Annotated in this window: 23 protein-coding genes; 12 read left to right on the top strand and 11 right to left on the bottom strand. The window is 72.2% G+C overall.

The window, feature by feature from the left end; genetic code table 11:
- Positions 1-18: 18 nt before the first annotated feature.
- Together ACFW3L_RS05405 and ACFW3L_RS05400 are read left to right on the top strand one after the other, a co-directional pair.
- Positions 19-1,098: a lytic polysaccharide monooxygenase gene (locus tag ACFW3L_RS05405; RefSeq protein WP_378736652.1), complete on the top strand. Its 1,080-nt coding sequence runs from the start codon at positions 19-21 to the stop codon at positions 1,096-1,098.
- Positions 1,099-1,182: 84 nt separating this feature from the next.
- Positions 1,183-1,854, top strand: a complete 672-nt coding sequence (locus ACFW3L_RS05400; RefSeq protein ID WP_378736651.1) for a maleylpyruvate isomerase family mycothiol-dependent enzyme — start codon at positions 1,183-1,185, stop codon at positions 1,852-1,854.
- 21 nt (positions 1,855-1,875) lie between these two features.
- Here the strand turns inward: ACFW3L_RS05400 and ACFW3L_RS05395 are convergent, their stop codons facing one another.
- From ACFW3L_RS05395 to ACFW3L_RS05385, 3 genes are all read right to left on the bottom strand, one after another.
- The gene (locus ACFW3L_RS05395) at positions 1,876-2,448 is read right to left on the bottom strand and encodes a hypothetical protein (protein WP_378736649.1); all 573 of its coding nucleotides are present in this window, start codon (positions 2,446-2,448) and stop codon (positions 1,876-1,878) included.
- Between the two features lie 129 nt (positions 2,449-2,577).
- Positions 2,578-4,683, bottom strand: coding sequence for a hypothetical protein (locus tag ACFW3L_RS05390; protein ID WP_378736647.1), 2,106 nt, complete (start codon positions 4,681-4,683; stop codon positions 2,578-2,580).
- Between the two features lie 122 nt (positions 4,684-4,805).
- Entirely contained in the window at positions 4,806-5,399 is a 594-nt protein-coding gene (locus ACFW3L_RS05385; protein WP_378736646.1) for a flavin reductase family protein, read from the bottom strand.
- A gap of 50 nt (positions 5,400-5,449) precedes the next feature.
- Here ACFW3L_RS05385 and ACFW3L_RS05380 point away from each other — a divergent pair, with 50 nt between their 5' ends.
- On the top strand, positions 5,450-6,406 hold the full coding sequence (locus tag ACFW3L_RS05380) for a threonine/serine dehydratase (RefSeq protein WP_378736644.1): 957 nt from the start codon (positions 5,450-5,452) through the stop codon (positions 6,404-6,406).
- A gap of 60 nt (positions 6,407-6,466) precedes the next feature.
- On the opposite strand, the gene ACFW3L_RS05375 is transcribed toward ACFW3L_RS05380, so the two are convergent.
- The gene (locus ACFW3L_RS05375; RefSeq protein WP_378736642.1) at positions 6,467-7,384 is read right to left on the bottom strand and encodes a serine/threonine kinase; all 918 of its coding nucleotides are present in this window, start codon (positions 7,382-7,384) and stop codon (positions 6,467-6,469) included.
- 116 nt (positions 7,385-7,500) lie between these two features.
- Positions 7,501-7,653 (bottom strand): hypothetical protein, encoded by a 153-nt coding sequence (locus ACFW3L_RS05370; protein ID WP_378736640.1) that lies wholly within the window; start codon positions 7,651-7,653, stop codon positions 7,501-7,503.
- Between the two features lie 179 nt (positions 7,654-7,832).
- On the opposite strand from ACFW3L_RS05370, the gene ACFW3L_RS05365 reads away from it, so the two are divergent.
- Complete coding sequence (locus ACFW3L_RS05365) at positions 7,833-8,138, top strand: hypothetical protein (protein WP_378736638.1); 306 nt, start codon at positions 7,833-7,835, stop codon at positions 8,136-8,138.
- A gap of 45 nt (positions 8,139-8,183) precedes the next feature.
- On the opposite strand, the gene ACFW3L_RS05360 is transcribed toward ACFW3L_RS05365, so the two are convergent.
- Positions 8,184-9,641 (bottom strand): alpha/beta fold hydrolase, encoded by a 1,458-nt coding sequence (locus ACFW3L_RS05360; protein ID WP_378736636.1) that lies wholly within the window; start codon positions 9,639-9,641, stop codon positions 8,184-8,186.
- 270 nt (positions 9,642-9,911) lie between these two features.
- Between ACFW3L_RS05360 and ACFW3L_RS05355 the strand changes: the two genes are divergently transcribed.
- On the top strand, positions 9,912-11,168 hold the full coding sequence (locus ACFW3L_RS05355) for a sensor histidine kinase (RefSeq protein WP_378736634.1): 1,257 nt from the start codon (positions 9,912-9,914) through the stop codon (positions 11,166-11,168).
- Positions 11,169-11,247: 79 nt separating this feature from the next.
- Here the strand turns inward: ACFW3L_RS05355 and purB are convergent, their stop codons facing one another.
- Entirely contained in the window at positions 11,248-12,678 is a 1,431-nt protein-coding gene (gene purB / locus ACFW3L_RS05350; RefSeq protein ID WP_378736632.1) for an adenylosuccinate lyase, read from the bottom strand.
- Positions 12,679-12,815: 137 nt separating this feature from the next.
- On the opposite strand from purB, the gene ACFW3L_RS05345 reads away from it, so the two are divergent.
- Both ACFW3L_RS05345 and ACFW3L_RS05340 read left to right on the top strand, forming a co-directional pair.
- Positions 12,816-14,231 carry a sensor domain-containing protein gene (locus ACFW3L_RS05345; RefSeq protein WP_378736630.1) on the top strand — a complete coding sequence of 472 codons (1,416 nt, stop codon included), beginning with the start codon at positions 12,816-12,818 and terminating at the stop codon, positions 14,229-14,231.
- Positions 14,198-14,887 carry a response regulator gene (locus ACFW3L_RS05340; protein ID WP_378736628.1) on the top strand — a complete coding sequence of 230 codons (690 nt, stop codon included), beginning with the start codon at positions 14,198-14,200 and terminating at the stop codon, positions 14,885-14,887. Before ACFW3L_RS05345 ends, ACFW3L_RS05340 begins: the two co-directional genes overlap by 34 nt.
- A gap of 15 nt (positions 14,888-14,902) precedes the next feature.
- On the opposite strand, the gene ACFW3L_RS05335 is transcribed toward ACFW3L_RS05340, so the two are convergent.
- Positions 14,903-15,628 (bottom strand): nuclear transport factor 2 family protein, encoded by a 726-nt coding sequence (locus tag ACFW3L_RS05335; RefSeq protein ID WP_378736626.1) that lies wholly within the window; start codon positions 15,626-15,628, stop codon positions 14,903-14,905.
- 189 nt (positions 15,629-15,817) lie between these two features.
- Between ACFW3L_RS05335 and ACFW3L_RS05330 the strand changes: the two genes are divergently transcribed.
- Together ACFW3L_RS05330 and ACFW3L_RS05325 are read left to right on the top strand one after the other, a co-directional pair.
- The gene (locus tag ACFW3L_RS05330) at positions 15,818-16,774 is read left to right on the top strand and encodes an oxygenase MpaB family protein (protein ID WP_378736624.1); all 957 of its coding nucleotides are present in this window, start codon (positions 15,818-15,820) and stop codon (positions 16,772-16,774) included.
- A gap of 35 nt (positions 16,775-16,809) precedes the next feature.
- Positions 16,810-17,031 carry a DUF3099 domain-containing protein gene (locus tag ACFW3L_RS05325; RefSeq protein ID WP_378736622.1) on the top strand — a complete coding sequence of 74 codons (222 nt, stop codon included), beginning with the start codon at positions 16,810-16,812 and terminating at the stop codon, positions 17,029-17,031.
- A 46-nt stretch (positions 17,032-17,077) separates the two neighbouring features.
- Here ACFW3L_RS05325 and ACFW3L_RS05320 read toward each other — a convergent pair whose 3' ends face one another.
- Positions 17,078-18,175 (bottom strand): pyridoxal-phosphate-dependent aminotransferase family protein, encoded by a 1,098-nt coding sequence (locus ACFW3L_RS05320; RefSeq protein WP_378736620.1) that lies wholly within the window; start codon positions 18,173-18,175, stop codon positions 17,078-17,080.
- Positions 18,176-18,337: 162 nt separating this feature from the next.
- On the opposite strand from ACFW3L_RS05320, the gene ACFW3L_RS05315 reads away from it, so the two are divergent.
- The 3 genes from ACFW3L_RS05315 (at position 18,338) to ACFW3L_RS05305 (ending at position 21,864) form a co-directional block, all read left to right on the top strand.
- Positions 18,338-18,871, top strand: a complete 534-nt coding sequence (locus tag ACFW3L_RS05315; RefSeq protein ID WP_378736618.1) for a GNAT family N-acetyltransferase — start codon at positions 18,338-18,340, stop codon at positions 18,869-18,871.
- A 165-nt stretch (positions 18,872-19,036) separates the two neighbouring features.
- Positions 19,037-20,530: an aminopeptidase P family protein gene (locus tag ACFW3L_RS05310; RefSeq protein ID WP_378736616.1), complete on the top strand. Its 1,494-nt coding sequence runs from the start codon at positions 19,037-19,039 to the stop codon at positions 20,528-20,530.
- A gap of 332 nt (positions 20,531-20,862) precedes the next feature.
- Positions 20,863-21,864 (top strand): hypothetical protein, encoded by a 1,002-nt coding sequence (locus tag ACFW3L_RS05305; protein ID WP_378736614.1) that lies wholly within the window; start codon positions 20,863-20,865, stop codon positions 21,862-21,864.
- 51 nt (positions 21,865-21,915) lie between these two features.
- Here ACFW3L_RS05305 and ACFW3L_RS05300 read toward each other — a convergent pair whose 3' ends face one another.
- Positions 21,916-22,824: a patatin-like phospholipase family protein gene (locus ACFW3L_RS05300; RefSeq protein ID WP_378736613.1), complete on the bottom strand. Its 909-nt coding sequence runs from the start codon at positions 22,822-22,824 to the stop codon at positions 21,916-21,918.
- A gap of 50 nt (positions 22,825-22,874) precedes the next feature.
- Positions 22,875-24,053: a saccharopine dehydrogenase family protein gene (locus ACFW3L_RS05295; protein ID WP_378736611.1), complete on the bottom strand. Its 1,179-nt coding sequence runs from the start codon at positions 24,051-24,053 to the stop codon at positions 22,875-22,877.
- Positions 24,054-24,150: the final 97 nt, after the last annotated feature.

The raw sequence follows: 24,150 nt of genomic DNA, 5'->3' as shown, positions 1-24,150 counted from the left end.
ACACACGAGGAGTGACCTATGCGGTCACGTCAGACCATCGCCGCCCTGGCGCTCGGAGGCCTGGCCGTCGGCTACGCCGTCGTCGCCGCGCCCGAACCCGCCGAGGCCCACGGGGCCTTCACCTATCCCGCGTCCCGCACCTACGCCTGTTTCCAGGACGCCACCGGGGGAAGTTCCGGGGGCGCCCTCCAGCCCGTCAACGCCGCCTGCGCCGACGCCCTCTCCGAAGGCGGCGACTACGCCTTCTGGAACTGGTTCGGCAACCTGATCAGCAACTCCGCCGGCCAGCACCAGGAGTTCGTGGCCGACGGAGAGCTGTGCGGCCCGACCGAGCAGTTCGCGGCCTTCAACGCGGCCCGCACCGACTGGCCGTCCACCCCGTTGCAGCCGAACACGACCGTGGAGTTCCACCACAACGCGTGGGCGCCCCACCCGGGAACCTTCTTCACCTACGTCACGGTGGACGGCTGGAACCCGAACTCGCCCCTGACCTGGGACGACCTGGAGCTGATCGACGAGGTCGTCGACCCCCCGCTGCGCAGCGGGGGAGTGGCGGGCGCCGAGTACTACTGGGACGTGGACCTCCCCGACCGGGAGGGGCGTCACCTCGTCTACTCGGTCTGGGAGCGCTCCGACAGCCCCGAGGCCTTCTACAACTGCTCCGACGTGGTCTTCGGCGACGACCCGGGGTCCGAACCCGGGCCCGGCCCGGACCCGACGGAGCCCGAGCCCACGGACCCGCCCGTCACCGAGCCCACGGACCCGCCCGGCCCCGACCCCACTGACCCGCCCGCGCAGGACTACTGCACGGCGGAGTACCGGGTCACCAACGCGTGGAGCGACGGCTTCCAGGCGGAGGTCGAGGTCACCGCGGGCGAGGACGGCGTGACCGGGTGGATGGTGGACTGGGTGTTCGCCAACCGCCAGGAGATCACCAACGTCTGGAACGCCTCGCTCGTCAACCACGGCGCGCACTTCGAGGCCTCCAACGTGGCCCACAACGGCACGCTCGCCGCCGGTGACTCCACCTCCTTCGGGTTCACCGCGACCTTCGAGGGAGCCAACATCCTGCCCGGCGTGGAGTGTCAGCGGCCCTGACCGGTGACACGTCGGACCGGTCCCGGGGCGTCGTGCTCCGGGACCGGCCCCACCCTTCCTAACGCTGTTAGGTAGCCTGGGCCGATGGACTCCGCGCGCATCTACGAGAACTGCCAGGACCGCCTCCTCGACCTGGCCCCCACCCTCGACCGTGACCAGCTCTCCACCGTCGTCCCCGCCTGCCCGGACTGGACCGTCCAGCAGGTGTACGCCCACCTCACGGGGCTCGGCGCCGACGTGGTGAGCGGAGCGGTCACCCCGCCGGTCGGCGACGAGGTGACGGCACGCCAGGTCGCGGACCGCGCCCACCTGGACATCGGTGCCATCACCGACCAGTGGCGCGAGAGCGCTCCAGCCCTGCTGGAGCTGTTGCGGACCCGGACGCGCAGGCGCTACGCCCTGCTCGCCCTGGACCTGTGGCACCACGAGAACGACCTGCGGGGCGCCCTGGGCCTGGCCGCGCTGACCGAGGACGCCGACCAGCTCGCGGACTTCCCGCTGGGCGGGCTGGCGAAGGTCTGGTCGGCCGACCGCCCCGCCGTGCGGGTGGTCGCCACCGACACCGGGCAGGAATGGGTCCTCGGAGAGGACCCCCGGCTCACCCTGCGCGGCACCGCCTACGAGCTGGCGAGGGCGGTGACCGGACGGCGCGGCGTCCGCCAGATCCTGGCCATGGACTGGACCGGCGGCGACCCCGCGACCGTGGCCCCGCTCCTGCCCACCCTCCCCGCGCCCGAGGCCGACCTCACCGTCTGACGGCCCCGGGGACGGGTGGCCTCAGCCCTCGCGGAGGAACTGCTCGGCCTCGCTGCGAAGCGGTTCGGGAGCGACAGCCCAGATCGGGAGGGTCATCAGGGCGCGCAGCTTCACTTCCTTGACCTCACGAGGAGCGTCCCGAGCCAGTCCTACATGGGACCACAGCTGCTCCAGACGGTCATAGGTGAAGTCCCAGGTCGCACCCACGCTGTCCTCGTCGAGAGCCACAGGCGGGACCGACACGACATGGACCTCGTCCGCGGTCGCCGCCGGGGTGATCTCGATCAGCTCCAGCCCGAACCACTCGGTGAGTCCACGGAAGAGGGCGCGGTGAGCCTCCACCGTCGCGGGTGAGGGCCGCCGGCCGTCGAAGTACAGGGCGAAGATCCATCCGTCGTCCTCGAGCCGTCCCAAATCAAGGACCAGCGGGTTCCCGGTTTCGTCCGTGAACCCGCGGTGGGCGATGCTCGCCTCGGCTCCGTGGCCCTCGGTTCGGGCCGTGCCCCGCTGGAGCTGGAGCATGTCATGCAGTTGGTTCAGGCGTTCGTCCGTCAGTTTCCCGTGGGAGAGAGCCACCAGTGCGGGCAGAAGCATGGGCGTTCCTTCGTCAGTCAGGTAGTCGAGAGATGAGGACTGCGGGGTGAGACGCGGTGTTCGGTGCGGTGCCGTGCGTGCAGCGTGGAATACTCGGCAGCTGTCGGTGGTGAGACGGGTGCCACTTCGTCAGCGGTCCATACCCTGGTGCCTGTCGGGCCCTCCACCGGGCTGGCCGGCACTGCGGCCGCTGCCCCTGGGCGGCCTGCTGGCCGGAGAACCCTGGTTGCGTTTCGCCAGATTCGCCAGATGAGCCGCCGTGGTGCCTCGCCCGCCCCCCTGTCCCGCTCCGGGAGATTCCCGCTGCGGCTTCCTCCGAGCGGGTTTCATGGCCAGTGACGGATGAGGCTGTCCAGGATTGTGAATGATCCAGTCGGCGTCGCTGTGGTGACCCGAAATGCTGCGCCCGAGTTTGGCTGTGTTGACGGGTCCGCTGGATTCGAAGGCGCCCAAGGAGATCTCCCGACCCAGTTGCCCCTCCCACTTCTTCGCCCATTGCGTGAGCGCTGGGAAGGCGTCGTGGACCGCCTGTTTGTCGAGGTAACCATGGCCACCCATGAAGTCGCCCGAGTATCTGTCGAGATTCTTCTCCTGCCATTTCCTGCGAGCCGAGCGGATCATGGCGGTGCTGTTGATGTCGATGTCGAAGTCGCTCGGCACCTCCTCCAGCCCGAGTCTGAACATGGCGTCGTGCGGTCGCCTCAGAGGTCGGACGTCAGTGTCTCCGAACCACTCCCGATACCGCCGACTGGCCTCCGGGTCGTTGGCGATCTCCTGTTCCGTCGGCAGCGTCTTGTGCTTTCCGGAGAAGAACCCGGAGCCGGTTCCCTTCAGCCGGATGTCGACCTGTCGCGGATCGAACCCGTCACGACCCAGCGCTTCCATCATCTCGGAGCCGAAACGGTCGTAGAGCGCCGGAGTCATGCCCATGGGGGCCTCTTTCTTGCCCATCCACCGCAGCTGGATGGGACTGATTCCCAGGAAGTCGAGATCACGCTTGGTGATGGAATAACCCGAGTCGTCCTTCGGCCACCATTCGGGCGGGTTGCCCCTTCCGTCGAGGTACCGGAGAACCTGGATGTCGTCCGGGTTGCTGGGGTCGAGTTCGCCGGTGATCCTCATGGGATGCCAGTCCTTGCCGGCTTCCTGAGCGGCTTGGCCGGAGTTGCTTGAAGGGGAGGCGGTGTCGTCGCCCAGAGCAGGGGCTCCGACGTTCACGCTGCTCGCCGCGGTCCTCTCCGCGGAAAGATCTCGTGACTGCCCTGCAGACAATCCGTCCAGAGTGCTCGGACGGTTACCCGGGAGGGTGACCCACTCCTTCTGACCGAAGTAGCCCATACCTGTCGAGGGGACGGAGAGGACGTCGCTTGCCGGGGTGCGGTCCACGAGAACGACTCCGGGGCCGCCACGGGTTTCCAGCCAGTCGGCGACGATCTGGCGGTCGGCGGACCAACTCGCGAGTGGTCTGTGCCGCGCCTCGAAGCTCTCGCCGACCTCCAGCCCGGACCACTCCGGACGTGGAGCGCCCTCAGGCCAGGTCATGGCCCGATAGCCGACGACCTCGGTCACTCCGCGCTCCCGCAGGAGCTCCTGGGTCATTTCGTACTGGGTGCGCACGAAGTCCTTCAGCGCGTTGCGGTTGTAGAGGAGTTCCAACCGCACGGCCTGACGATCCTTGGGATCCATGTGCCAGTCCATGGCTTCAGTCAGGCCGAACTCCTCCTTCGTGGCCTCCTGGATGGCCAACACGCGGATGTTGTTGTTGGAACCGTAGGACCAGGCGCCCATCACTTCACTGACCGAGATCTGGCGAACCAGTGTGTCCGCCTCCGGCAGGTCCATGCGTATCGCCTTCGAGCTGGCCTGGTCCCGTTGCTCCGGGCTCAGCTCGTCCCGATGGCGGACCTCCGCACCCATCGAGGGGTATTTCTCGTTCTCGGGGACCAGGTAGTAGTCCTCGTCCCCGAGCCTTTCGATCATGTCGGTGCCGACCTTGAGACCGAATGCGGAGAGAGCGAGCTCCCGTGTGGCCGATCGCATACGACGTGCGAGAGCTTCGATCGCGATTGTCTTGGCCTGAGGGGTGTCACGGATGCTGCCGTCCAGGCTGAGGAGGTCCTCACCCTTCTGTTGTTGTACGACTCGCTCCGGTGAATCCAGGGGAGGAGGGGGAGCGTGCTCCTCGAACACCGGATCGGACTGGTTCTGTGGCTCATTCGACCGGGGGGACACCATGATCCAATCGTTCCTTGGCGCCGGGGCCAGAGATGGGGGGCGAATTCAGAATGCAGCCTGGTAGATGCCACAACGCCTCCGCCGGTTCACTGCCTGCCGGTAATCGAGTGGGTTTCCGGGGGTCAGGGCCTGTAGGGGATGCGGTCGACGGCCCGCACCTCTCCCAGGGTGGACCACTCGTTGCGCCCGAGCCGCGCCATCGGACGCAGCAGCGTGGCCTCGGGAAGCCCGTCCACCACGACGGACTCGTCCACGGCCACCGTCTGGACCCGGCCGAACACCACGGTGGAGTCACCCAGGCGCAGGGTCGAGTGCAGGGCGCACTCCAGCGCCACGGGCGACGCGGCCACCCGGGGAGGCCGCACCGTCGTGCTCGCCTCCCGCTCGATGCCCAGCTCGTCGAACTCGCTCAGGTGTGGCGGGTACTCCGTCCCTGTCGCGTTGACCTGGTCCTGGAGCGGCTCGGTGGCCAGGTTGACCACGAACTCCCCGGTGGCCTCGGCGTTGCGCAGGGAGTCCTTGCGCCCCACCGAGGTGAACTGCACGATCGGCGGTTCGGTGCAGGAGATGGTGAAGAAGGAGTGCGGCGCCAAATTGTCCACGCCGGACTCGGAGGTGGTGGAGACCCACGCGATCGGGCGCGGGAGGATCACCGACGACATCAGCTTGTAGAAGTCCCGGCCGGGCAGGGCGGCGGGGGTGTGTTCGGTACGCATCACCGACGAGTATCCCGTGTGCCGGGGGTGGGGGCGGGCATACCCACCGGATGGAACTGGTCACCGCCGAAGACGTCCGCGCCGCGGCCTCCCGGATTCGGGGCCACGTCGTGCGCACGCCCCTCACCGTGGGTCCCCACGGGACGGACCTCCTCCTCAAGCCGGAGAGCCTGCAACCCACCGGCGCCTTCAAACTGCGCGGCGCCACCAACGCCGTCGCCCAGCTCACCCCGGTCCAGCGCGAACGCGGGGTGGTCACGCACTCCTCGGGCAACCACGGTCTCGCGCTGGCCCTCGCGTCCGCCCGTCAGGGTGTGTCCTGCACCGTCGTGGTGCCGCAGGGCGCCCCGGAGGTCAAGGTGGAGCGGATTCGCGCACACGGCGCGCGTGTGGTGACCGTGCCGCCCGCCGAACGCCTGGCCACCGCCACCGAGCTTCGCGACCGTGAACTCCGCGCGCTGATCCCGCCCTTCGACGATCCCCGGGTGATCGCCGGGCAGGGCACCGTGGGCCTGGAGGTCCTGGAACAGTCGCCCGAGGTCGCCACCATCGTGGTGCCCGTGGGTGGCGGCGGACTGGCCTCCGGCGTGGCCACGGCCGCGCGGGCGGCGCACCCACGGGTGCGCGTGGTGGGTGTGGAGCCCGAGCTGGCGGCCGACGCCGCCGAGAGCCTGCGCGAGGGGCGCCTGGTCGCCTGGGCACCGGAGCGCACCCACCGGACCATGGCCGACGGGGTCCGCGTCTGCCTGTCCGAACGCACCTTCGCGCACCTGTCGGCCCGGTTGGACGAGATCGTCACGGTCTCCGAGGAGGAGATCGCCCGGGCCGTGTCCGCGCTCGCCCACGGGGCCCGACTCGTCTCCGAACCCAGTGGCGCGCTGGCCACGGCGGCGGTGCTGGCGGGGAAGGTGGAGACGGTGTCGGGGCGGCCCGAGGCCACGGTCGCCGTGGTGTCGGGGGGCAACGTCGACCCGGCCCTGTTCACACGGCTGACCACGGTGGACTGAGCCGGGGGCGACCGAGGTGAGGGACCCACGTCTCGGGGCCCCTCACCGGGCTCCTCGGCCTCAGGCGGAGCGCCATCGGAAGCGTGAGTCCTCCGCTGTGGTGGTGCACTGCATGAGGGTGCCGTTGCTGGTGTGCCCGTACTGCCAGTGCTGCGAGCAGAAGGATCCGGGGTGCACGCCCTGGACCGGCGCGGGTTCCGGGTCCGGCGCGGGTGCCGGATCGGGGTCGGGTGCCGGTGCCGGTTCGGGCTCCGGGTCCGGCGCGGGTTCCGGCTCGGGTTCGGGTTCGGGTTCCGGAGTCGGGCTGGGGTCACCGATCTCCCCGGGGCAGTCCAGGTCCCCGGGGACCGCGAAGAGCTCCACCGCGAAGGCGTCGGAGAACGGGGCGGTGGCATCGTTCCCGTCCGGTTCCTGACCGCACACGGTGTGCCCGTCGGCCCGTGCCGGGTCCGGGGCGTCCGTGTCCCCGAAGGCGCTGGTGACCTCCACGGTGAGGCCCGCGCCCTCGATCCACGCCCGGGCGTCCCCGACACTCCCGTCGACGAAGTCGGGCAGCGTCGGCCACTCCTCGGAGGCGTCGGGGGCCTCGGGGCAGTCGACCCCCTCGGGCGCCACGGTGAGCGCCGCCGTGTCCCGGTCGACTTCCTGGCCGCACACGGCCATGGCCGATCGGGTCCAGGCCACGTCCTCCGCGAGCGCGCCGAGTACGAGGTCACCGAGGTCCAGACCGGCCTCGTCCAGTTGGTCCTCGGCGTCCGGGAGGTCGAGTCCCACCAGTTCGAGGACGGGCTCCTCCGTGGGGGACGCGGACGCGGGTTCCTCGGCCGTCGGCGGCAGGAGGAGTGCGAGCACGACCAGGGCGACGAACCCGAGAAGGGTCAGGGTCGCGCAGCCGCCGCATCCCAGGCCGACCATGGCCAGGGGGGAGAGCTTCTTCCGTCCGGGGGCGGGCCCGGGCACGGAGGGGGGAGGGTTCATACGGCTCCGTCTCAGCTTCTGGGAAGGCGGAGCGGGCGCCGATCACCGTGCCGCACCATGCGGCCGAATCCCACCATAGTGGGGCGGAAGGGGAGAGCGGTCAGTGTGGCGGAGGGTCAGCCGTCGGTGGACCGACGGTCGGAGGCCGCACGGTCCTCGCGTCGGCGCATGGCCATGTCGGACAGGACGGCCAGGCCGAAGGCGATCACCATCGCCGCGATGACCGCCAACGTGGTCAGTGCGGTGCCGAACGAGGTGGGGTCGATCATGGGGAGCTCCGGGGGTCGAGGGCGCCAACGCTCGTGCGTCCGACATGCCGGGCATGTCGGCGCCTCCAACCGTAATAGGTGTTAACTTTCAGACCCAGTGTAAGCCCGAGTGAACTGCGTCATATCCGCGCTCGGGGGGTCCCGGTTGGGGAACGGCGATCCAGGGCAGGTTCCGGGGCATGTCGGACGCCGAACGCACCCCCGACGGACGCCACGTCGTCGTCGGGGGCCGAAGGTGGCGGGCCAGTGACCCCGAACTCCCGGAGTCGGTCCGCCAGCGCCTGGTCGACCTCCTCATGGAGGCGCGCCGCGGTGTGGCCTCGGCCCTGCGCGCCGGGGACGCCGAGGCCGAGGAACGGGCCAGGGCGAACGTGCGGCACGCCAAGGAGGGGCTGGGGGAGAGGGGCACACCCTGGTGGGAGATGCCCGTCGAGGAGCGCCGACACCGCTGGGAACGCGCGCTGCGCGACCTGGGCGCGGAGTGACCACCGGTGTGCCCTCCCACGGGGCGGAGGACACACCGGCCGTGCTCAGGGGGTGGGCGGAGTGGTGCCCGGGCAGGTCTCGGTGACCGGCTCCCGGGTCTCGAAGAACTCCACCGCCACCTCGGCGCAGGGCAGCTCGTCCAGCGTGCCGTGGCCGTCGTCCTCCACGCTCAGCACCCGTCCGCCGACGACCTCGCGCATGTCCAGGGCCCAGCGGTGGGGGGTGACCATCTCACGGGTGTGGCCGACCAGCTGGAGCGGGCTCTCACCCCGGCGCAGCTCCGGAGCCCGGCCCTCCGTGGGCCAGCCCACGCACAGGTGCTCGTAGAAGCCCAGGGTGCCCATGGCGGGCAGGCGCTCGGCCCGTTCGGTCCGGTGCCGCCACACCTGGTCGAAGTCGCGCGGGCTCTCGGAGTCGTTGCAGAGCAGCGCCATCTGGGCGAAGAACGTGCCGCCGTCGGTCTCGGTGTCCCAGCCGAACCCCTGCACCGGAGGCCGCCCCGGCCCGGGGACGCCCCCGTCCAGCAGGGTCACCAGGGCGGCGGCGTTGTCGGGCCACTCGCGTTCGGGCGTGGGCAGCAGCGCCGTCACGGTGTCGCCGTCCACCACCGTCCCGTCGGGCGCGGTGCGCGGATGCTCCGCCAGCTCGTCACGGAGCTCCAGCACACGCGCCCGCACCGGCCCGCCCACCGTGCCGAGACCGTAGACCGCGTCGTGCTCGGCCACCCAGTCGGTGAACCGGTGGAAGACCTCCTCGCCCGCCTCCGCCTGGCCCTCCTCCAGCCGGGACACACTGGTGTCCGGGGAGACCACCGAGTCCAGGAGCATGGCCTCGACCCGGTCGTCGTACAGGGAACGGTAGGCCGCGCCGAGCAGGGACCCCCACGAGATCCCGTAGAAGCCGATGGTCTCGGCGCCCAGCGCCTGACGGACCAGGTCCATGTCACGGGCCGCGTTCTCCACGGTCAGGGACTCGACCAGCTCCGGGTCGTGGGCGTGGCACTCCGCGTTGATCCGGGCGTGCTCCTCGGCGAGTGCACGCGCCCGCTCCTCCGCGCTCGGATCCCCCGTGGGATCGGTCGCGCGGTAGTCGTGGTCGCACTCCAGCGCCGCGCTGTGGCCGACGCCGCGCGGATCGAGCCCGACGAGGTCGTGCCTCAGCCCGAGGTCGCCCGCCTCACTGTCCAGGATGGCTCCGGGCATGGTCACGCCCTGCTGTCCAGGTCCGCCGGGGTTGAACAGCACCGGATAGGTGTTCCCCTCCGCTGCCGGAACCCGGGTGACGGCGAGTTCGATGGTGCGGCCGCCGGGGTCGTCGTGGTCGACGGGCACGGTCACGGTCCCGCACAGGGTGCGTTCGTCGTCCTCGTCCCAACCGGCGGCCACCTCCGCGCAGAGCCGCCAGTCCGGTTCCGGGTCGGGCGCGGCCCCGGCCGGGACGGCGCCGGCGGTGAGCAGCAACCCTGACAGGGCTGTCAGCGAGGCGGCGCGTACAAGGGGCATGAGGGTCTCTCCGCTCGTGGGGGTGGGGGCCGGGAGGGGCGCGGGGGGCGCCGCACGCCCCGGTGTCCCGGAGTCGCCGTCATGCTACGGTCGGCCACCACCTCCGGGCATGCCCCCGGCGAAGGATCCTCGTGGTCTCGGAAGTACCGGGTCGCGGCCGTACCTCCGTCTCCTTGGTCGGTGCCGACACCCACTTTCGTGGGGGGAGCGTGCCCCGGGGATCCGTCCCACGGTCCGGACACGGGGGTGGGCGTCCTAAACTCAGCCCCCATGCGCACCCGGATCCCTCACCCCAGCCGCTGCCTCGCCCGGTGGCGCGGCCTGGACCCCCTCACCCGACGCGAGTGGCGCTGGACCGTCGCCGACTGGCTGTACGCCCTGGGGACCGTGCTCCTGACCCTCCAGTTCCAGATCCAGTCCATGGACGGCTGGGGCCTGGCCGGAACCTGGATGAGAGAGCTCTTCGAGGCCGAGTCCGCCCGCTACGGGCCGGAGCTGCCGGGGCTGCTGTACTACGTGCTCCCCGTGCTGGTCGTGACGGCGACCATGCTGGTACGGCGTGCCCGGCCCCTGTGGCTGCTGGGGTCGGCGCTCGTCCTGCTCCTGGGGTTCGGCAACGTCGTGCCGGTCCTCGTGGCGGTCTACTCCCACGCCGTCCACGCCAGGGGCCCGCTCTCCCCGGTGGTGTGGTCCGCGGCCTACGCCGCCGGGATCGTGCTGGCCTTCCGGGAGGCCGCCGACATCGTCTTCATGGGAGTGACGGCCGTGCTGTTGCTCCTGGCCGTCGGGCTGTACGTGGGCACCCGCCGCGAGCTGGTGGACGGGCTCAGGGAGCGTGCCGAACGGCTCGACCGGGAACAGCACCTGCTCGCGGAGCGCGCGGTGAGCGCCGAACGCAACCGCATCGCACGCGAGATGCACGACGTCGTCGCCCACCGGGTCAGCCTCATCGTCCTGCACGCCGGGGGGTTGGAGGTCTCCACCAGCGATCCCAGGGCCCTGGAGACCGCCGGACTCATCCGAGGAACGGGACGCCAGGCCCTGGGGGAGCTGCGCGACATCCTCGGTGTGCTGCGCGAACAGCCCTCCGCCCCGGCACCGACGCGGCCGCGACCGCAGCCCACTCTGGGACGGGTACGGGAACTGCTCGACGAGTGGCGCGCGGCGGGGATGACCGTCGAACTCCGGGACGGGCTCACGGGAGGGCACGACCTCCCGCCCGCCGTCCAGCGCACCGCCTTCCAGGTGGTGAAGGAGGGCGTCACCAACGCCGCCAAGCACGCCGCCGGGGCCGACGTGACCGTCACGCTCCAGCCGGATGCGGGCTGCCTGACCGTGGACGTCACCAACGCGGAACCGCCGGGCGACCTCGTGCCCCCGCCAGCGAGCGGGTACGGACTGTCCGGTCTACGGGAGCGGGTGGACGCGCTGGGGGGCCGACTCACCTCCGAGGGGACCCCCGACGGCGGGTGGCGGCTGAGCGCCGCACTGCCCACGACGGTGGACGCGGAACCCGAACCCGTCTGACGGGCGGACACGCGACGGTCCGGGAACCACGAAGGGGCCCGGGGACGCCGCGCGCCCCGAGCCCCGACGACGTACGGGCCTACAGGATCGAACCGGGCGTGTAGGCGGCGGCCTCCGGGCGGGCCGAGGTGACCTCCTCGATCCGCGCCACCACGGCGGCCACCTGGTCGGCGGCGGCACCGGTGAAGGTGATCCGGTCGGCCAGCAGCGCGTCCAGGGCGGCGCGGTCCAGCGGGAAGCGCTCGTCGGCGGCCAGCCGGTCCAGCAGCTGGTTGCCCACGCCCTCCTGACGCATGGCCAGCGCCGAGCCCACCGCGTGCTCCTTGATGAGCTCGTGCGCGGTCTCGCGGCCCACCCCGGCGCGCACCGCCGCCATCAGCATCTTGGTGGTGGCCAGGAACGGCAGGTACCGGTCCAGCTCCGCGGAGATCACGGCGGGGAAGGCACCGAACTCGTCCAGCACCGTCAGCATGGTCTCGACCAGCCCGTCGAAGGCGAAGAACGCGTCCGGCAGCGCCACCCGGCGCACGACCGAGCACGACACGTCGCCCTCGTTCCACTGGTCGCCCGCCAGCTCACCGGTCATCGACGCGTACCCGCGCAGGATCACGGTGAGGCCGTTGACCCGCTCGCACGAGCGCGTGTTCATCTTGTGCGGCATCGCGGACGAGCCCACCTGGCCCTCGGCGAAGCCCTCGGTGACCAGCTCGTGCCCCGCCATCAGGCGGATCGTCCTGGCCAGGGAGGAGGGACCGGCGGCGAGCTGCACCAGCGCGGTCAGCACCTCGAAGTCCAGCGAACGCGGGTACACCTGGCCCACGCTGGTGAAACGGTGCTCGAAGCCCAGGTGGGAGGCGACCTCGTCCTCCAGCGCGTCCAGGGCCGCGCGGTCGCCGCCGAGCAGGTCCAGCATGTCCTGGGCGGTGCCGACCGGGCCCTTGATCCCGCGCAACGGGTACCGGGCGATCAGCTCGTCCAGGCGCCCGAGGGCCACCAGGACCTCGTCCGCGATCGACGCGAACCGCTTGCCCAGGGTCGTGGCCTGCGCCGCCACGTTGTGGGACCGGCCCGCCATGACCGTCTCGCCGTACTCGGCGGAGAGCCGACCGAGCCGGGCCAGCAGCGCCACCACGCGGTCGCGCACCAGCAGCAGGCTGTCGCGGATCTGGAGCTGCTCGACGTTCTCGGTGAGGTCGCGCGAGGTCATGCCCTTGTGGACGTGCTCGTGACCGGCGAGGGCGTTGAACTCCTCGATCCGGGCCTTCACGTCGTGCCGGGTGACCCGTTCGCGCGCGGCGATGGAGGCCAGGTCGACCTGTTCGAGGACCTTCTCGTAGTCCTCCACCACACCGGCCGGAACGTCCACGCCCAGACGCGCCTGGGCACGCAGCACGGCCAGCCACAGCCGCCTCTCGGCGACCACCTTGTACTCAGGGGACCACAGCCGGGTCAGCTCCGCGGACGCGTAGCGGGCAGCCAGGACATCGGGGATCACAGGTTTCGCGCTCACGTCGTCCGACCCTATCGCCCCGGGCGGGCCGGGTGCGCGTCGGTCCAGCCCCAGTTCACCGGTAGTGCCGTCCCTACCCCGAACCGGTGGGCCCGGCGGATGTCCCCGCCCCCGCGCCGCGCCCTAGCGTGGGGGACATGATCACCCCGAACGTGCGCCGCAGAGGGCCGAGCACGCTCCTCCAGTCGCTCGCCAGCCCCCGGTACCTGCTCTCGGCGTGGCCGTGGCGGTCCCTGGCCTACTCGCTCACCACCCTGGCTGTCGGGGGCGCGCTGCTCCTCGTGGCGGCGCCCGTGTACGCGCCCTGGGCCGTGTTCGTGGCCCGGCTGGGGAACGGCCACGGCGCCGGAGAGCAGGCGTCGTGGTTCCTGTTCGGACTGCTCATGGTGCTCTGCTTCGCGCCGCTGGTGGCCATCCCCCTGGGTGCGCTGGAGCGGCGGCGCCTGTACCTGGTGATGCCGGAGGAGAACCGCAGCGGGCACCGGTCCCCTCCCGCCGGGCTGTGGGGCTGGGCGCGCACCCGCTACTCCGAGGCCGCCACCTGGCGTGAGGTCGCCTACGCCGCCGTCATGTTCCCGATCTTCGGCCTGGTCCTGCTGGTGACCACGACGCTGACTGTGGCCACGGCCGTCCTGGCGGCCGGCCCCTTCCTGCTGCTCGACGAGAACGAGGGTCCGATCGCCCTGGGCTGGACCACCCTCACCACCCCCTCCGAGGCCCTGCCCTACGCCCTCGCCGCCCCGCTGACCGCCCTCCTGCTCCTCTACGTGTGCGGGCTCACGTCCTATGGCCACGGGGTGATCGCCCGCGCCCTCCTGGTCGGGCCGCCCAAGGAGGTGCTGCGCGCCGAACTCGACCAGGTCACCGAGTCCCGTGCGCGCCTGGTCAACGCCTTCGAGTACGAGCGCCGCCGGATCGAAAGGGACCTGCACGACGGCGCCCAGCAGCGTCTCGTGGCGCTCAGCATGGACCTGGGCATGGCCCGAGTGGACCTGGACGAGGGCACCCCGGCCGACCTCCGCGTGGCGGCGGCCCAGACCAAGGTCGACGACCTCATCACCGAACTCCGCGAACTGGTGCGCGGCATCCACCCGCGCGTGCTCACCGACCGGGGACTGCGCGACGCCCTCCAGGAGCTGGCCGACCACTGCCCGGTCCCCGTCACCGTGGAGACCGCGATCCCGCACCGCCTTCCCCCGCACGTGGAGGGGACCGCGTACTTCGTGGTCGCGGAGGCACTGACCAACGTCTACAAGCACGCCCGGGCCCACGCCGTGACCGTGCGCGCCCACCTGGCACCCGGCGACCCCCGGGCCGCGACCAACGGCACCCCCGGCGGGGCGCGGGAGGACGGAACCGCCGTCCTCACCGTGGAGGTCACCGACGACGGGGTCGGCGGGGCCGACGCCGACCGCGGGAGCGGCCTGACCGGCCTCGGTGACCGGGTCGCCGTGATGGGCGGGACAATGGGACTCACGAGCCCCGAAGGCGGGCCGACCCGAATCCGAGTGGAGCTGCCGTGCGGTCCGATTCCCGCGAACCCGACGCCGTGACCCCCGTACCGACCGTGCTCGCGGAGGACGGCGTGCTCCTGCGAGAGGGCCTGGTGGGTGTCCTGGAACGCTTCGGCTTCCCCGTGGTGGCGGCGGTCGAGGACGGCGACGCCCTGGTCGAGGCGGTCACCGAGCACCGGCCCCGTCTGGTCGTCACCGACATCCGGATGCCCCCCGACTTCACCGACGAGGGGCTGCGCGCGGCCGTTCGCCTGCGCAAGGCCGACCCGGGACTGGCGGTGGTGGCGCTCAGCCAGTACGTGGAGCTCAGCTACGCCACCGACCTGCTCGACTCCGGCGACGGCAAGGGCGTGGGCTATCTGCTCAAGCAGCGCGTGGGTGACGTCCGTGAGTTCGCCTCGGTCCTGCGCAGGGTCGTGGAGGGCGCCACCTTCGTCGACCCCGAGGTGGTGCGGCAACTGCTGCGCCGCAGCTCCGACCCGCTCGAACGCCTGACCGCCCGGGAGCGTCAGGTGCTCGAGCTGATGGCCGAGGGCCACTCGAACGGGGCCATCGCCCGCAAGCTGGTGGTGAGCGACGCGGCGGTCGGCAAGCACGTGGGCAACATCCTCGCCAAGCTCGACCTGCCGCCCGACGACGACGTGCACCGCCGGGTCCAGGCGGTCCTGGCGTTCCTTCGCGCACAGGCCGACTGAACCCGGAGCGATGGCTCAGGCGTCCATGGTCCGGTCCACGACGACCACGGTCTCGTCGCCCACGACCCACGCGTCGTGGCCGGGCGGCACGAACGCCACCTGGCCCGCCCGCAGCTCGCTCTCGGACCCGTCGGACGTGCGGATCCGCAGGGTCCCGCTCATGAGCGTGAGCGAGTGGGTGGCCATGCACAGGTCCGTGCCCGCGGCCGGGCCGATGTGCTCGCTCCACCGCCACCCCGGTTCCAGGGTGAGGCGGTTGAAGCTCTGGCCGCCCAGGTGCACGGACTCGGCGTGCCCGTGGTCGAACTCCATCCGTTCGTCGGAGGCGTCGAAGTCACCGATCCGCACGGCCCCCGGGGACTCCTCGTCCCAGGCCTGCACCATGGACTGGTGGACGATCCGGCCGCCCTCCAGGTCCAGCATGGAGATGCTCCTGACGGTGAGGCCGTCCGGGTAGGTGCACCGTTCCGTGTAGGCGGCGCGGTCGCCGTCCGTCACGCACTCCAGGACCTCGTGGTCCAGGTCCATCGAGTAGACCTGCCGGATCTGCTCCTCGATCGACGCGCGCCCGTGCAGGACGGTGGGTGCGCTGGGCGGGGTGCGACGGTCCACGGTCTCCATGTCCGCGTCCTCCGCGAACTGGCCCACGAGGGTGGCGGTGTCACCGTTCTCGACGGCCCGCCGGAACGCCTCGATGTCGAATTCCGTGCCGCTGCCGCTGCCGCTGGTGTTGACAGACATGGTGCGGACCCCCTTCCGCTGGGAACTCAGAAGGCACGTCGGATTCACGGGTGCCTCTCCCTCCACTCTCCTCGCCCCCCTGCCCCCGGTTCGACCAATCCCGGGTCAGGCCTGGGTTTGCCCGGACCGGGGGAGGGGATCGACCGGTGACGGAGCACGGGGAGCGCGCAGCACCCCGAAGGAGGCAGGATGAGGCCCACGGTCGCCGCACCCGAGAGCGTCACCTGGAGGGTGCACCTGGACCGCGCCATGTGGGTGGCCGGCGTGCGGGCCCTCATGCTCCAGGCACTGCACCCGATCGCCATGCAGGGGGTGTGGCAGCGCTCCGACTTCCGCACCGACCCCACCGGGCGCCTCATGCGCACCGCCCACTTCGTGGCGGTCTCCACCTACGGCAGCCCGGCCGAGGCCGAGGCCCTCGGTCGGCACGTGCGCCGCGTCCACCGCGCGCTGAGCTTCACCGACCCCTCCGGCGGTCGGCTCCACCGGGTCGACCAGCACGACCTCCTCGTGTGGGTGCACTGCGCGGAGGTCTCCTCGTACCTGGAGGTCTGCCACCGGGCCGGGGTGGAACTGGGCGCCGCCGACCGCGACCGCTACCTCGACGAACAGGCGCACACCGCCACCCTCGTCGGGCTCTCACCCGGCGACGTCCCCCGCGACGTCGCCGCCATGCGCCGCTACCTGGCCGCGGTCCGGCCCAGCCTGCGTGTGACCCCCGAGGCCCGCCGGGCCGTGCGGTTCCTGCTGTGGCCCAGGATCCCCGACCGGCTCGCCTGGCTCACGCCGCTGCGACCCCTCTGGTTCCCGGTCGGCGCCCTGTCCTACGCCACCCTGCCCCGGTGGGCGCGCCACGCCTACGGGACGCTCCCGGAGGTCCCCGGGTCGGACGCGGCGGCCACCGTGAGCCTGCGCGCGCTGCGCTCGGGGCTGAACCGGGTACCCGACCGCCACTACGACCGGATCTTCGACGAGGCCACGGTGCGCAGCGCGCACGACGCCAAGCGGAGGCTCCTCGCGGCCGGGTACCGGGTGGAGGACGGCCTGCGCGGGGTGCGCCGTGCCGCCGACCCGCGGGGGCTCCGGGCCACCGCGCCCGGAAACGGGTCTCGACCCTCTCCGACCCCACGGACTACCGTGGAATGAGGGGACGGCCTCACCATCGGTGCACCGGAGGTGACATGGTCAAACGCAGGAAGATCCGGTACGCGCTCGTCATGGGGACGTGCCTGGTGCTGTTCGTCGGAGCCACCCCCGTGTACTACCTGTTCGGCACGGGGTGGGCGGTGGCGATGTGCCTGGTCGCCATGGTGCTGCCGCCGATCGCGGTGACACTGGGGAGCATCTCCGACCCCGACGACCCGCGCGACCACGACAACAGGTACGGGCCCAACGCCGAGTAGGCCGGGCGACCACGCCCGCTCCCCGCGTCGGGGCCCGTACCCGGTGTCAGCGTTCCAGGACGCGCCGCAGGGCGCTCAGGACCAGCTCGGCGCGGTCCAGACGGGCGTTGTGTCCCATCAGGCCGATCCGCCACACCGTCGCCGCGTGGGGACCCACACCCGCGCCGATCTCCAGGCCGTAGTCGCGCAGCAGCCGCTCACGCACCTTGCCCGAGTCCACGCCGTCGGGCACGCGCACCGACGTCAGCTGCGACAGCCGGTGGCCCTCGGCGGCGAACAGCTCCAGGCCCATCTCCTGAAGGCCCTCGCGCAGACGCGCACCGGCCGCCTCGTGGCGGGCGGACACGGAGTCCACACCCTCCTCCTCGATCCGCGCCAGCGCGGCGTCCAGGGAGGCGACCATCGCGGTCGGGGCGGTGTGGTGGTAGGCGCGCCCGCCCGGGCCGCCTCGCACGTACGCGCCGAGCAGACCGAGGTCCACGTACCACACGGGAGGCGCCTGCACCCGGCGCTCCCAGGCCCGTTCCGAGAAGGTGAAGGGGGCCAGCCCCGGAGCCACGCCCAGGCACTTCTGGGTGCCGGAGTAGGCGATGTCCACCCGCCACTCGTCCAGGGCCATCGGCATGCCGCCCAGCGAGGTGACGCAGTCGGCCAGCAGCAGGGTGTCGTCGGACCGCTCACGCAGGGCCCGGCCCAGGGCGCCGATGTCGCTGACCACGCCGGTGGAGGTCTCCGCGTGCACGGCCGCCACCAGCTTCGGCGCGGGGTGGGCGTCCAGGACGCGCTGGACGTCCACGGGCCGACCCCACTCGTGGTCCACCCGGACCACCTCGGCGCCGTAGCGCCCGGCGACCTCGCACATCCGCTCGCCGAACAGGCCGTTGACCGCCACGACCACGACGTCACCGGAGCGGACGGTGTTGGCGAAGGCGGTCTCCATCCCGAGGGAGCCGGTGCCGGAGAGCGGGAGTGTGAGCGGGTTCTCGGTGCCCCAGAGGGAACGCAGGCGTTCGCAGGTGCGTTCCAGCAGGGTGATGAACTCGGGGTCCAGGTGTCCGAGGAGCGGGGCGGCCAGACCCAGAGTCGCCTCCGGGTAGGGGTTGCTCGGACCGGGGCCCAGTAGGGTGCGTTCGCTGACTGACATGGTCGAACACTAGCCGGGAAGGGCCGGTCGGGCCCAAACGGGGGTCACGGGGCCCGCGCGCCCCCGCCCACCTCGAAACCGCCGCCCGAGTGGGCCCGAACCAGGAAGGAGACGGGTGTCCACCACCCAGCCGGAGGCTGGTGCGCGCACACCCGAACCACCATGACCGAGACCAACACCGAGACGGCCACCGGAGCCGACACCGACGGCGTGCGCATGCTGCGGGTGGCCCACGACGACCCCCGGGTGGCGGGACTGCTCGCGGGACTCCTGGCGGAGTACACCGAACGCTACGGGGCCGAGGGCGCCGCCACAGAGCTCAGCCGTTACCCGGTCACCGAGTTCGTCGCCCCGCACGGCTGCCTGGTCCTGGCCGAGCTCGACGGAGAGGTCGTGGCGGGGGGAGCGCTGCGCCCGTACCGGAGGGACCGCGCGACCCAGGCCGAGACGGTCGAGTTCAAACGGGTGTGGACCAGCGCGCGGCACCGGCGGCGCGGACTGGGACGGCGGATCATGACCGCGCTGGAGGGCGCCGCGCGTGACCTCGGCTACTCCCGGGTCATCCTGTTCACCGGTCCCTCGCAGCCCGAGGCCGTCGCCCTGTACGAGCGGATCGGCTACCGCTGGGTGGACCCCGCCACCGTCGAGGACCTGCCCTACCCGAAGGCCATCCCCTTCGCCCACGACCTGGTATGACACGCGCACGCACGGGCCTGTCGGCGCCGCTCCGGACGTTATGGGCAGCGCTATGTCCGGCGTGCGGACAGGGGTACGAACGCCCCCGTACGATGAGGAGGAGGCGGCCGCCACCAGCGGTCCCCGCTCCCCGCACCCTTTCGACGAACTCTGGAGAGTCACAACGTGAGCGAGCAGCAGCGTCCCGAGGCCGAGGTCGACGCCCCCGTGTTCAGGCCACGCAAGAACGGCCAGGCGCAGTCGGTCTCCGACGAGCTCGCGGCGTGGATGACCACCGGCTGGGCCGACACCGAACTGCGGGACCTCGCGCCGATCGAGCAGGCCGAGCACACCGCCCGACGCCGGGCCGCGCTCAGCGCCGCCTTCCCCGGCGACCGGCTGGTCATCCCCTCCGGTCAGCTCCTGACCCGCTCCAACGACACCGAGTACCCCTTCCGTGCCGCCACCGACTACGCCTACCTCACCGGTGACACCACCGACGGCAACTGCCTGGTGTTCACCCCGAGGGCCGACGGTGGCCACGACGTGGTCCTCCACCTCAAGCCGCGCTCCAACCGCGACAACGGCGAGTTCTGGCTCGGCGGCTACGGCGAGCTGTGGACCGGCCGCCGCAACAGCCTCGGTGAGGCCTCCGACCTCCTGGGCGTGCCCACCGCCGACGTGCGCCGGCTGCCCGCCGAACTGCGCGCCGACGCTTCCGTCACCACCCGCGTGGTCCGCGGCCACGACGCCGAGATCGACGCCCTGGTGGACGAGCTGCGGGCCGACGCCGACGACGAGGCCCGCGCGAAGTCCGCGCGGCTGGACGAGGACCTCGGTGTCGTCCTGGCCGACCACCGCCTGGTCAAGGACGAGTGGGAGGTCGCCCAGCTCCAGCTCGCGGTGGACGCCACCGTGCGCGGCTTCGGTGACGTCGCCAAGGCGCTCCCGCAGGCGAAGGACACCTCCGAGCGCTACGTCGAGGGCACCTTCTTCCTGCGTGCCCGTGTGGAGGGCAACGACGTCGGTTACGGCACCATCGCCGCCTCCGGTGCCAACGCCACCACCCTGCACTGGACCCGCAACGACGGCCCCGTCCGCGAGGGCGACCTCCTCCTGCTGGACGCCGGTGTGGAGACCACCACCCTCTACACCGCCGACGTCACCCGCACCATGCCGGTCTCGGGCACCTTCACCGACCTCCAGCGCAAGGTCTACGACCTCGTCTACGAGGCCCAGGAAGCCGGAATCGCCGCCGTGGCGCCGGGTCGGCCCTTCACCGCCTTCCACGAGGCCTCCCAGCGCGCGCTGGCCGAGGGCCTGGTCGAGTGGGGCCTGCTCGAGGGCCCGGTCGACCGCGTCCTGGAGCTGGGCCTCCAGCGCCGGTACACCCTGCACGGCACCGGCCACATGCTCGGCATGGACGTGCACGACTGCGCCGTCTCCCGCCAGGAGAACCACCTGTACGGCGACCTGAGGCCGGGCATGGTCCTCACCGTGGAGCCGGGCCTGTACTTCCAGCCCGACGACCTCACCGTCCCCGAGGAGCTGCGCGGCATCGGCGTGCGCATCGAGGACGACGTCCTGGTGACCGAGGAGGGCCGCACCGTGATGTCGGCCGGTCTCCCGAGGTCCTCGGCCGACGTCGAGGCCTGGCTGGCCGAGCGCCTGCCGCGCTGAGCGCGACGTTCCCGAGCGCACGGGCCGTCCTCCCCTGACGGGAGGCGGCCCGTCGCCGTTCACGCCGTCGGGAGCGTGCGCAGCCGAGATTCGGTCACCGGAGACCCGGTTCGCCGGACGTGGTCGACGGGTTTCGGCTGTCCGTAGCCCGAGCCCTTTCCGGGGCCGGAGTGGGGCATGACCGCCCTGTCCGGATATTCACCGGGGCGGGTGTGGAACCATCGGTGCTGATCCACCTACGGGCTGCCCGATCAGTGGGCGGTCCGATCTGGCACCCGCTACGGTTTTTGTGGCGAGCGGATACGTAGGACGGAACTGGGGGAGGTTCACGCGTGCGCGCGGAACGGCTGTGGCGCAGGGGGTTGAGGTTTCCCCGCCTGTTCCTGGCGGAGCGGACGGTCCTCGTTCACGGCGACGTCGACCCGAACCCCGATCCCCGGAAGTCGCGGTACGAGGCCCGGGCCTTCGACACCCGCTCCCTGCGTCCCCTGGGCACCGCCTTCGAGGCGCAGGGACCGGTCAACCTGGCGCGGTCACCCGAGGGACAGGAGTGGCCCGGCACGGTCCTGGTGCAGGCCTCCCGGCGCTCGGTGACGGTCCGCGACCCGAGCACCGGAACTCCCCTGCTGGAGACCGACCTCGCGGAGCCCGGCGAGCTGTGGCCCGACGACGTGGCCCTGCGCGTCCTGGACAAGGAGGCGGTGGTCCTGCTCTTCGGTGAGGACGGCGACGGCGGGACCCGGTGGTGGGCGGTGGACCCGTTCACGGGAGCCACCGTTCCCGACCTCACGGACTCCCGCCCGGGCCACGAGGCACGGGGGGAGCGGATGTCCTTCGCCGGTGACTTCCTGGTCGCCCCGGGACAGGACCCGGGGTTCGACCCGGTCATCCTCGCTGACTACGAACACCCCCGCGAGCGCGTGTACCGGCTGGAGGACGGCGAGTACCTGGGCGAGGTGGAGAGCCACGCCGACTCCGAGACCGTGGCGGCCCGGGTGGGCGGGCGCTCCCTGCTGGCGGTCGCGGGGCGGATCCACTCCCTGCCCGACCTGGAACTGGTCGCGGAGCTGGGCGGTCCCCGCACGCTGGTGTCCCTGGTCGAGTGGGAGGGCGAGGCGATCGCGGTCTACCAGGAGGAGGACGCCCGGCCCGGCGGCCTGGGCTCCTGGTACCTGGACCGGCTGCGCGTCCGGTATCTGGACCGCCCGGGACAGCCGGTCGTGGAGATCCCCGGGACCTGGCCGGGCGAGCTGGAGGACCTGGTCGCCGCCCCGGATCGGGTGGTGGTACTGGCCACGACCGAGGGAGTGTACGCCCTGCACGTGACGGTCTAGGGCCGACTCCCGGGGGCATCGCGCCCGCCCGTCTCCCGACACCGGTCGGGGTCAGGTCGCCCCGGACCGGGCCAGGTAGCCCCGGGAGGCCTCGTAGGCGCGGTCGATCCGCTCCCGCACGGTGTCCAGCCGCCGGAACGCCAGGGGCCTGTCGTCGCCGTCCAGGGATCCCCCGCTGGGCAGCACGTGCAGGCGGACGTCCTCCGGCAGTGTCGCCAGATCCCGTGCGAAGCGGTGGCGGCGCGCGATCTCGAAGGCCACCCGCGCTGTCTCCACCGGATTGGTCGGCACTGAGAGCGGCTCCTCCACCCGGCCCACCTGCAACACGTACACCGTGCGCGCGCCCGCCCGCACGGCCGCCTCGATCGGGATGGAGTTGACGATCCCGCCGTCCATGAAGTGCTCGCCGTCGATCCGGACGGGCGGCAGCAGCCCCGGGACGGCCGAGGAGGCCAGGACCGCCTCGATCAGCGGCCCCTCCGAGAACCAGTGCTCGGCGGCGCGCTCGATGCTGGCCGCCACCACCCGCAGCGGTACCGCCAGATCCGCGAACACGGGATCCGGCCCCAGCGTCCTGACCAGGAGACGGCGCAGCGGCTCGGGCGAGATCAGGTGGGTGCGGGTCGTCACGATCCGGTGCAGCTGACGGCCCACCGCTTCCCCGAACACCGTGTTGGCCTCCTCGGAGGTCCAGGTCCGGGTCAGCCGCTCCACCGCCGTCCAGGAGGGGTCGGCGGCCAGCACCGCGCCGTTGATCGCCCCGATGGACGTCCCCACCACGAGGTCCGGGGTGATCCCGTCCTCCAGCAGGGCGCGGATCATGCCCACCTCGACGGCGCCGCGCACCCCGCCGCCGCCGAGGACGAAGGCCACCGGTCCCGGGCCCCGTCGGTCCGGAGGGGGTGTGGGGGCGTCGGGAACGGGCGTGGTGCCACGGGGGGTCTCGGGCGTGTCTGTCACCCGGACAGTCTAGGAAGGGAACCCCGACCGGGCGGGGACGCCCGCCTCCCTCAGCCCTCGACCGTGCGCAGGACCTCGAAGTCGACCCCGGCCCGGTGCAGCCGCCGGATGAGGGCCCCGCCCATGGCCACGGCGGTGGTCACCTGGCCGGAAGTCGGCGGCAGGTCGTCCTCCCACAGGCACAGCGCCGACTCCGCGAGCATCCCCGAGGTGGCCCCGTACCCGGGCTCGCCGCCCGACACCAGCGTGTGCACCCGGCGGCCGCCGCCCGAACCCGAGAAGTGCACGGTGAACCACCCGTTGGCGAGCTCCTCCTCGGTGGGTCCCGCACCGGGTGGGCGCAGCGACTTCAGCCGGTCCCGCAACGGCCTCACCTGGGCGGCGGCCATCACCCCGGCCGCCCCGCCGACCGCGCCCAGGGCGCTGCCGAACCGCCGGAAGGCCGCGTAGTGGCCGTAGGTGAAGTCCGGCCCGTACCGTTCGAGGGCCGCCGCCGACCTGACCACCACCCGGGGGTCCAGGGTCGGCAGCGGGACGGTCCACCCCCGCGCCAGCCGGGTGCGGGGACGGCCGCGGTGGTCGATCCGGACCCTACGGTCCCGGGGGCCGTCCTCGACCCGGTGCCGCTCCCGGGCCGCCGCCAGCATGCCCGCCGGGTCCGCGAAGGCGTCCACGGCCGAGTGCAGGGTGCCCCCCGAGACGTTCCCCCGAGCCCGGACGAACCCCTCCACGTGCAACGGCACCCCCTCGGGCAGCCGCTCGACGGTGAACAGCGCGCCGAGGTCGTGGGGGATCGAGTCGAATCCGCAGGCGTGCACGATCCGCGCCCCGGTGCGCACGGCGGTGGCGTGGTGCCGGACGTACATGAGGTCCACGAAGGCGGGCTCGCCGCACAGGTCCACGTAGTCGGTGCCCTCGGCCGCGCAGGCGGCCACCAGGGGTTCGCCGCGTTCGCCGTAGGGGCCCACCGTGGAGACGACCACCCGCGCCGAGGCCGCGAGGGCGCGGATCGAGGCGGTGTCCTCGACGTCGGCCAGCAGCAGCTCCGGCAGCGGCCGGTCCGGGTCGATCTCGGCCAGCTCCGCCCGCACCGCCTCCAGACGGTTCCGGTCCCGGCCCGCCAGCGCCCACCGCAGCCCGCGCGGGGCGTTGGTGGCCAGGTACTCGGCGGTCAGCGCCCCGGTGTAGCCGGTCGCGCCGAACAGGACGATGTCATGACCGCGTTCCACGGGGGTCCAACCTCTCAGATCTGCTCCATGCGCCGCCCTCAGTCTCGCACGCCGGGTCCCACCGGTTTGGCGGGCCGGGGGCACCGGGTAGGCAGCT

Source organism: Nocardiopsis sp. NPDC058789 (genome assembly GCF_042745575.1).
Classification (GTDB): domain Bacteria; phylum Actinomycetota; class Actinomycetes; order Streptosporangiales; family Streptosporangiaceae; genus Nocardiopsis; species Nocardiopsis eucommiae.
The sequence above is the reverse complement of the archived record's forward strand: the minus strand, read 5'-3'. Positions and strand labels throughout refer to the sequence as shown.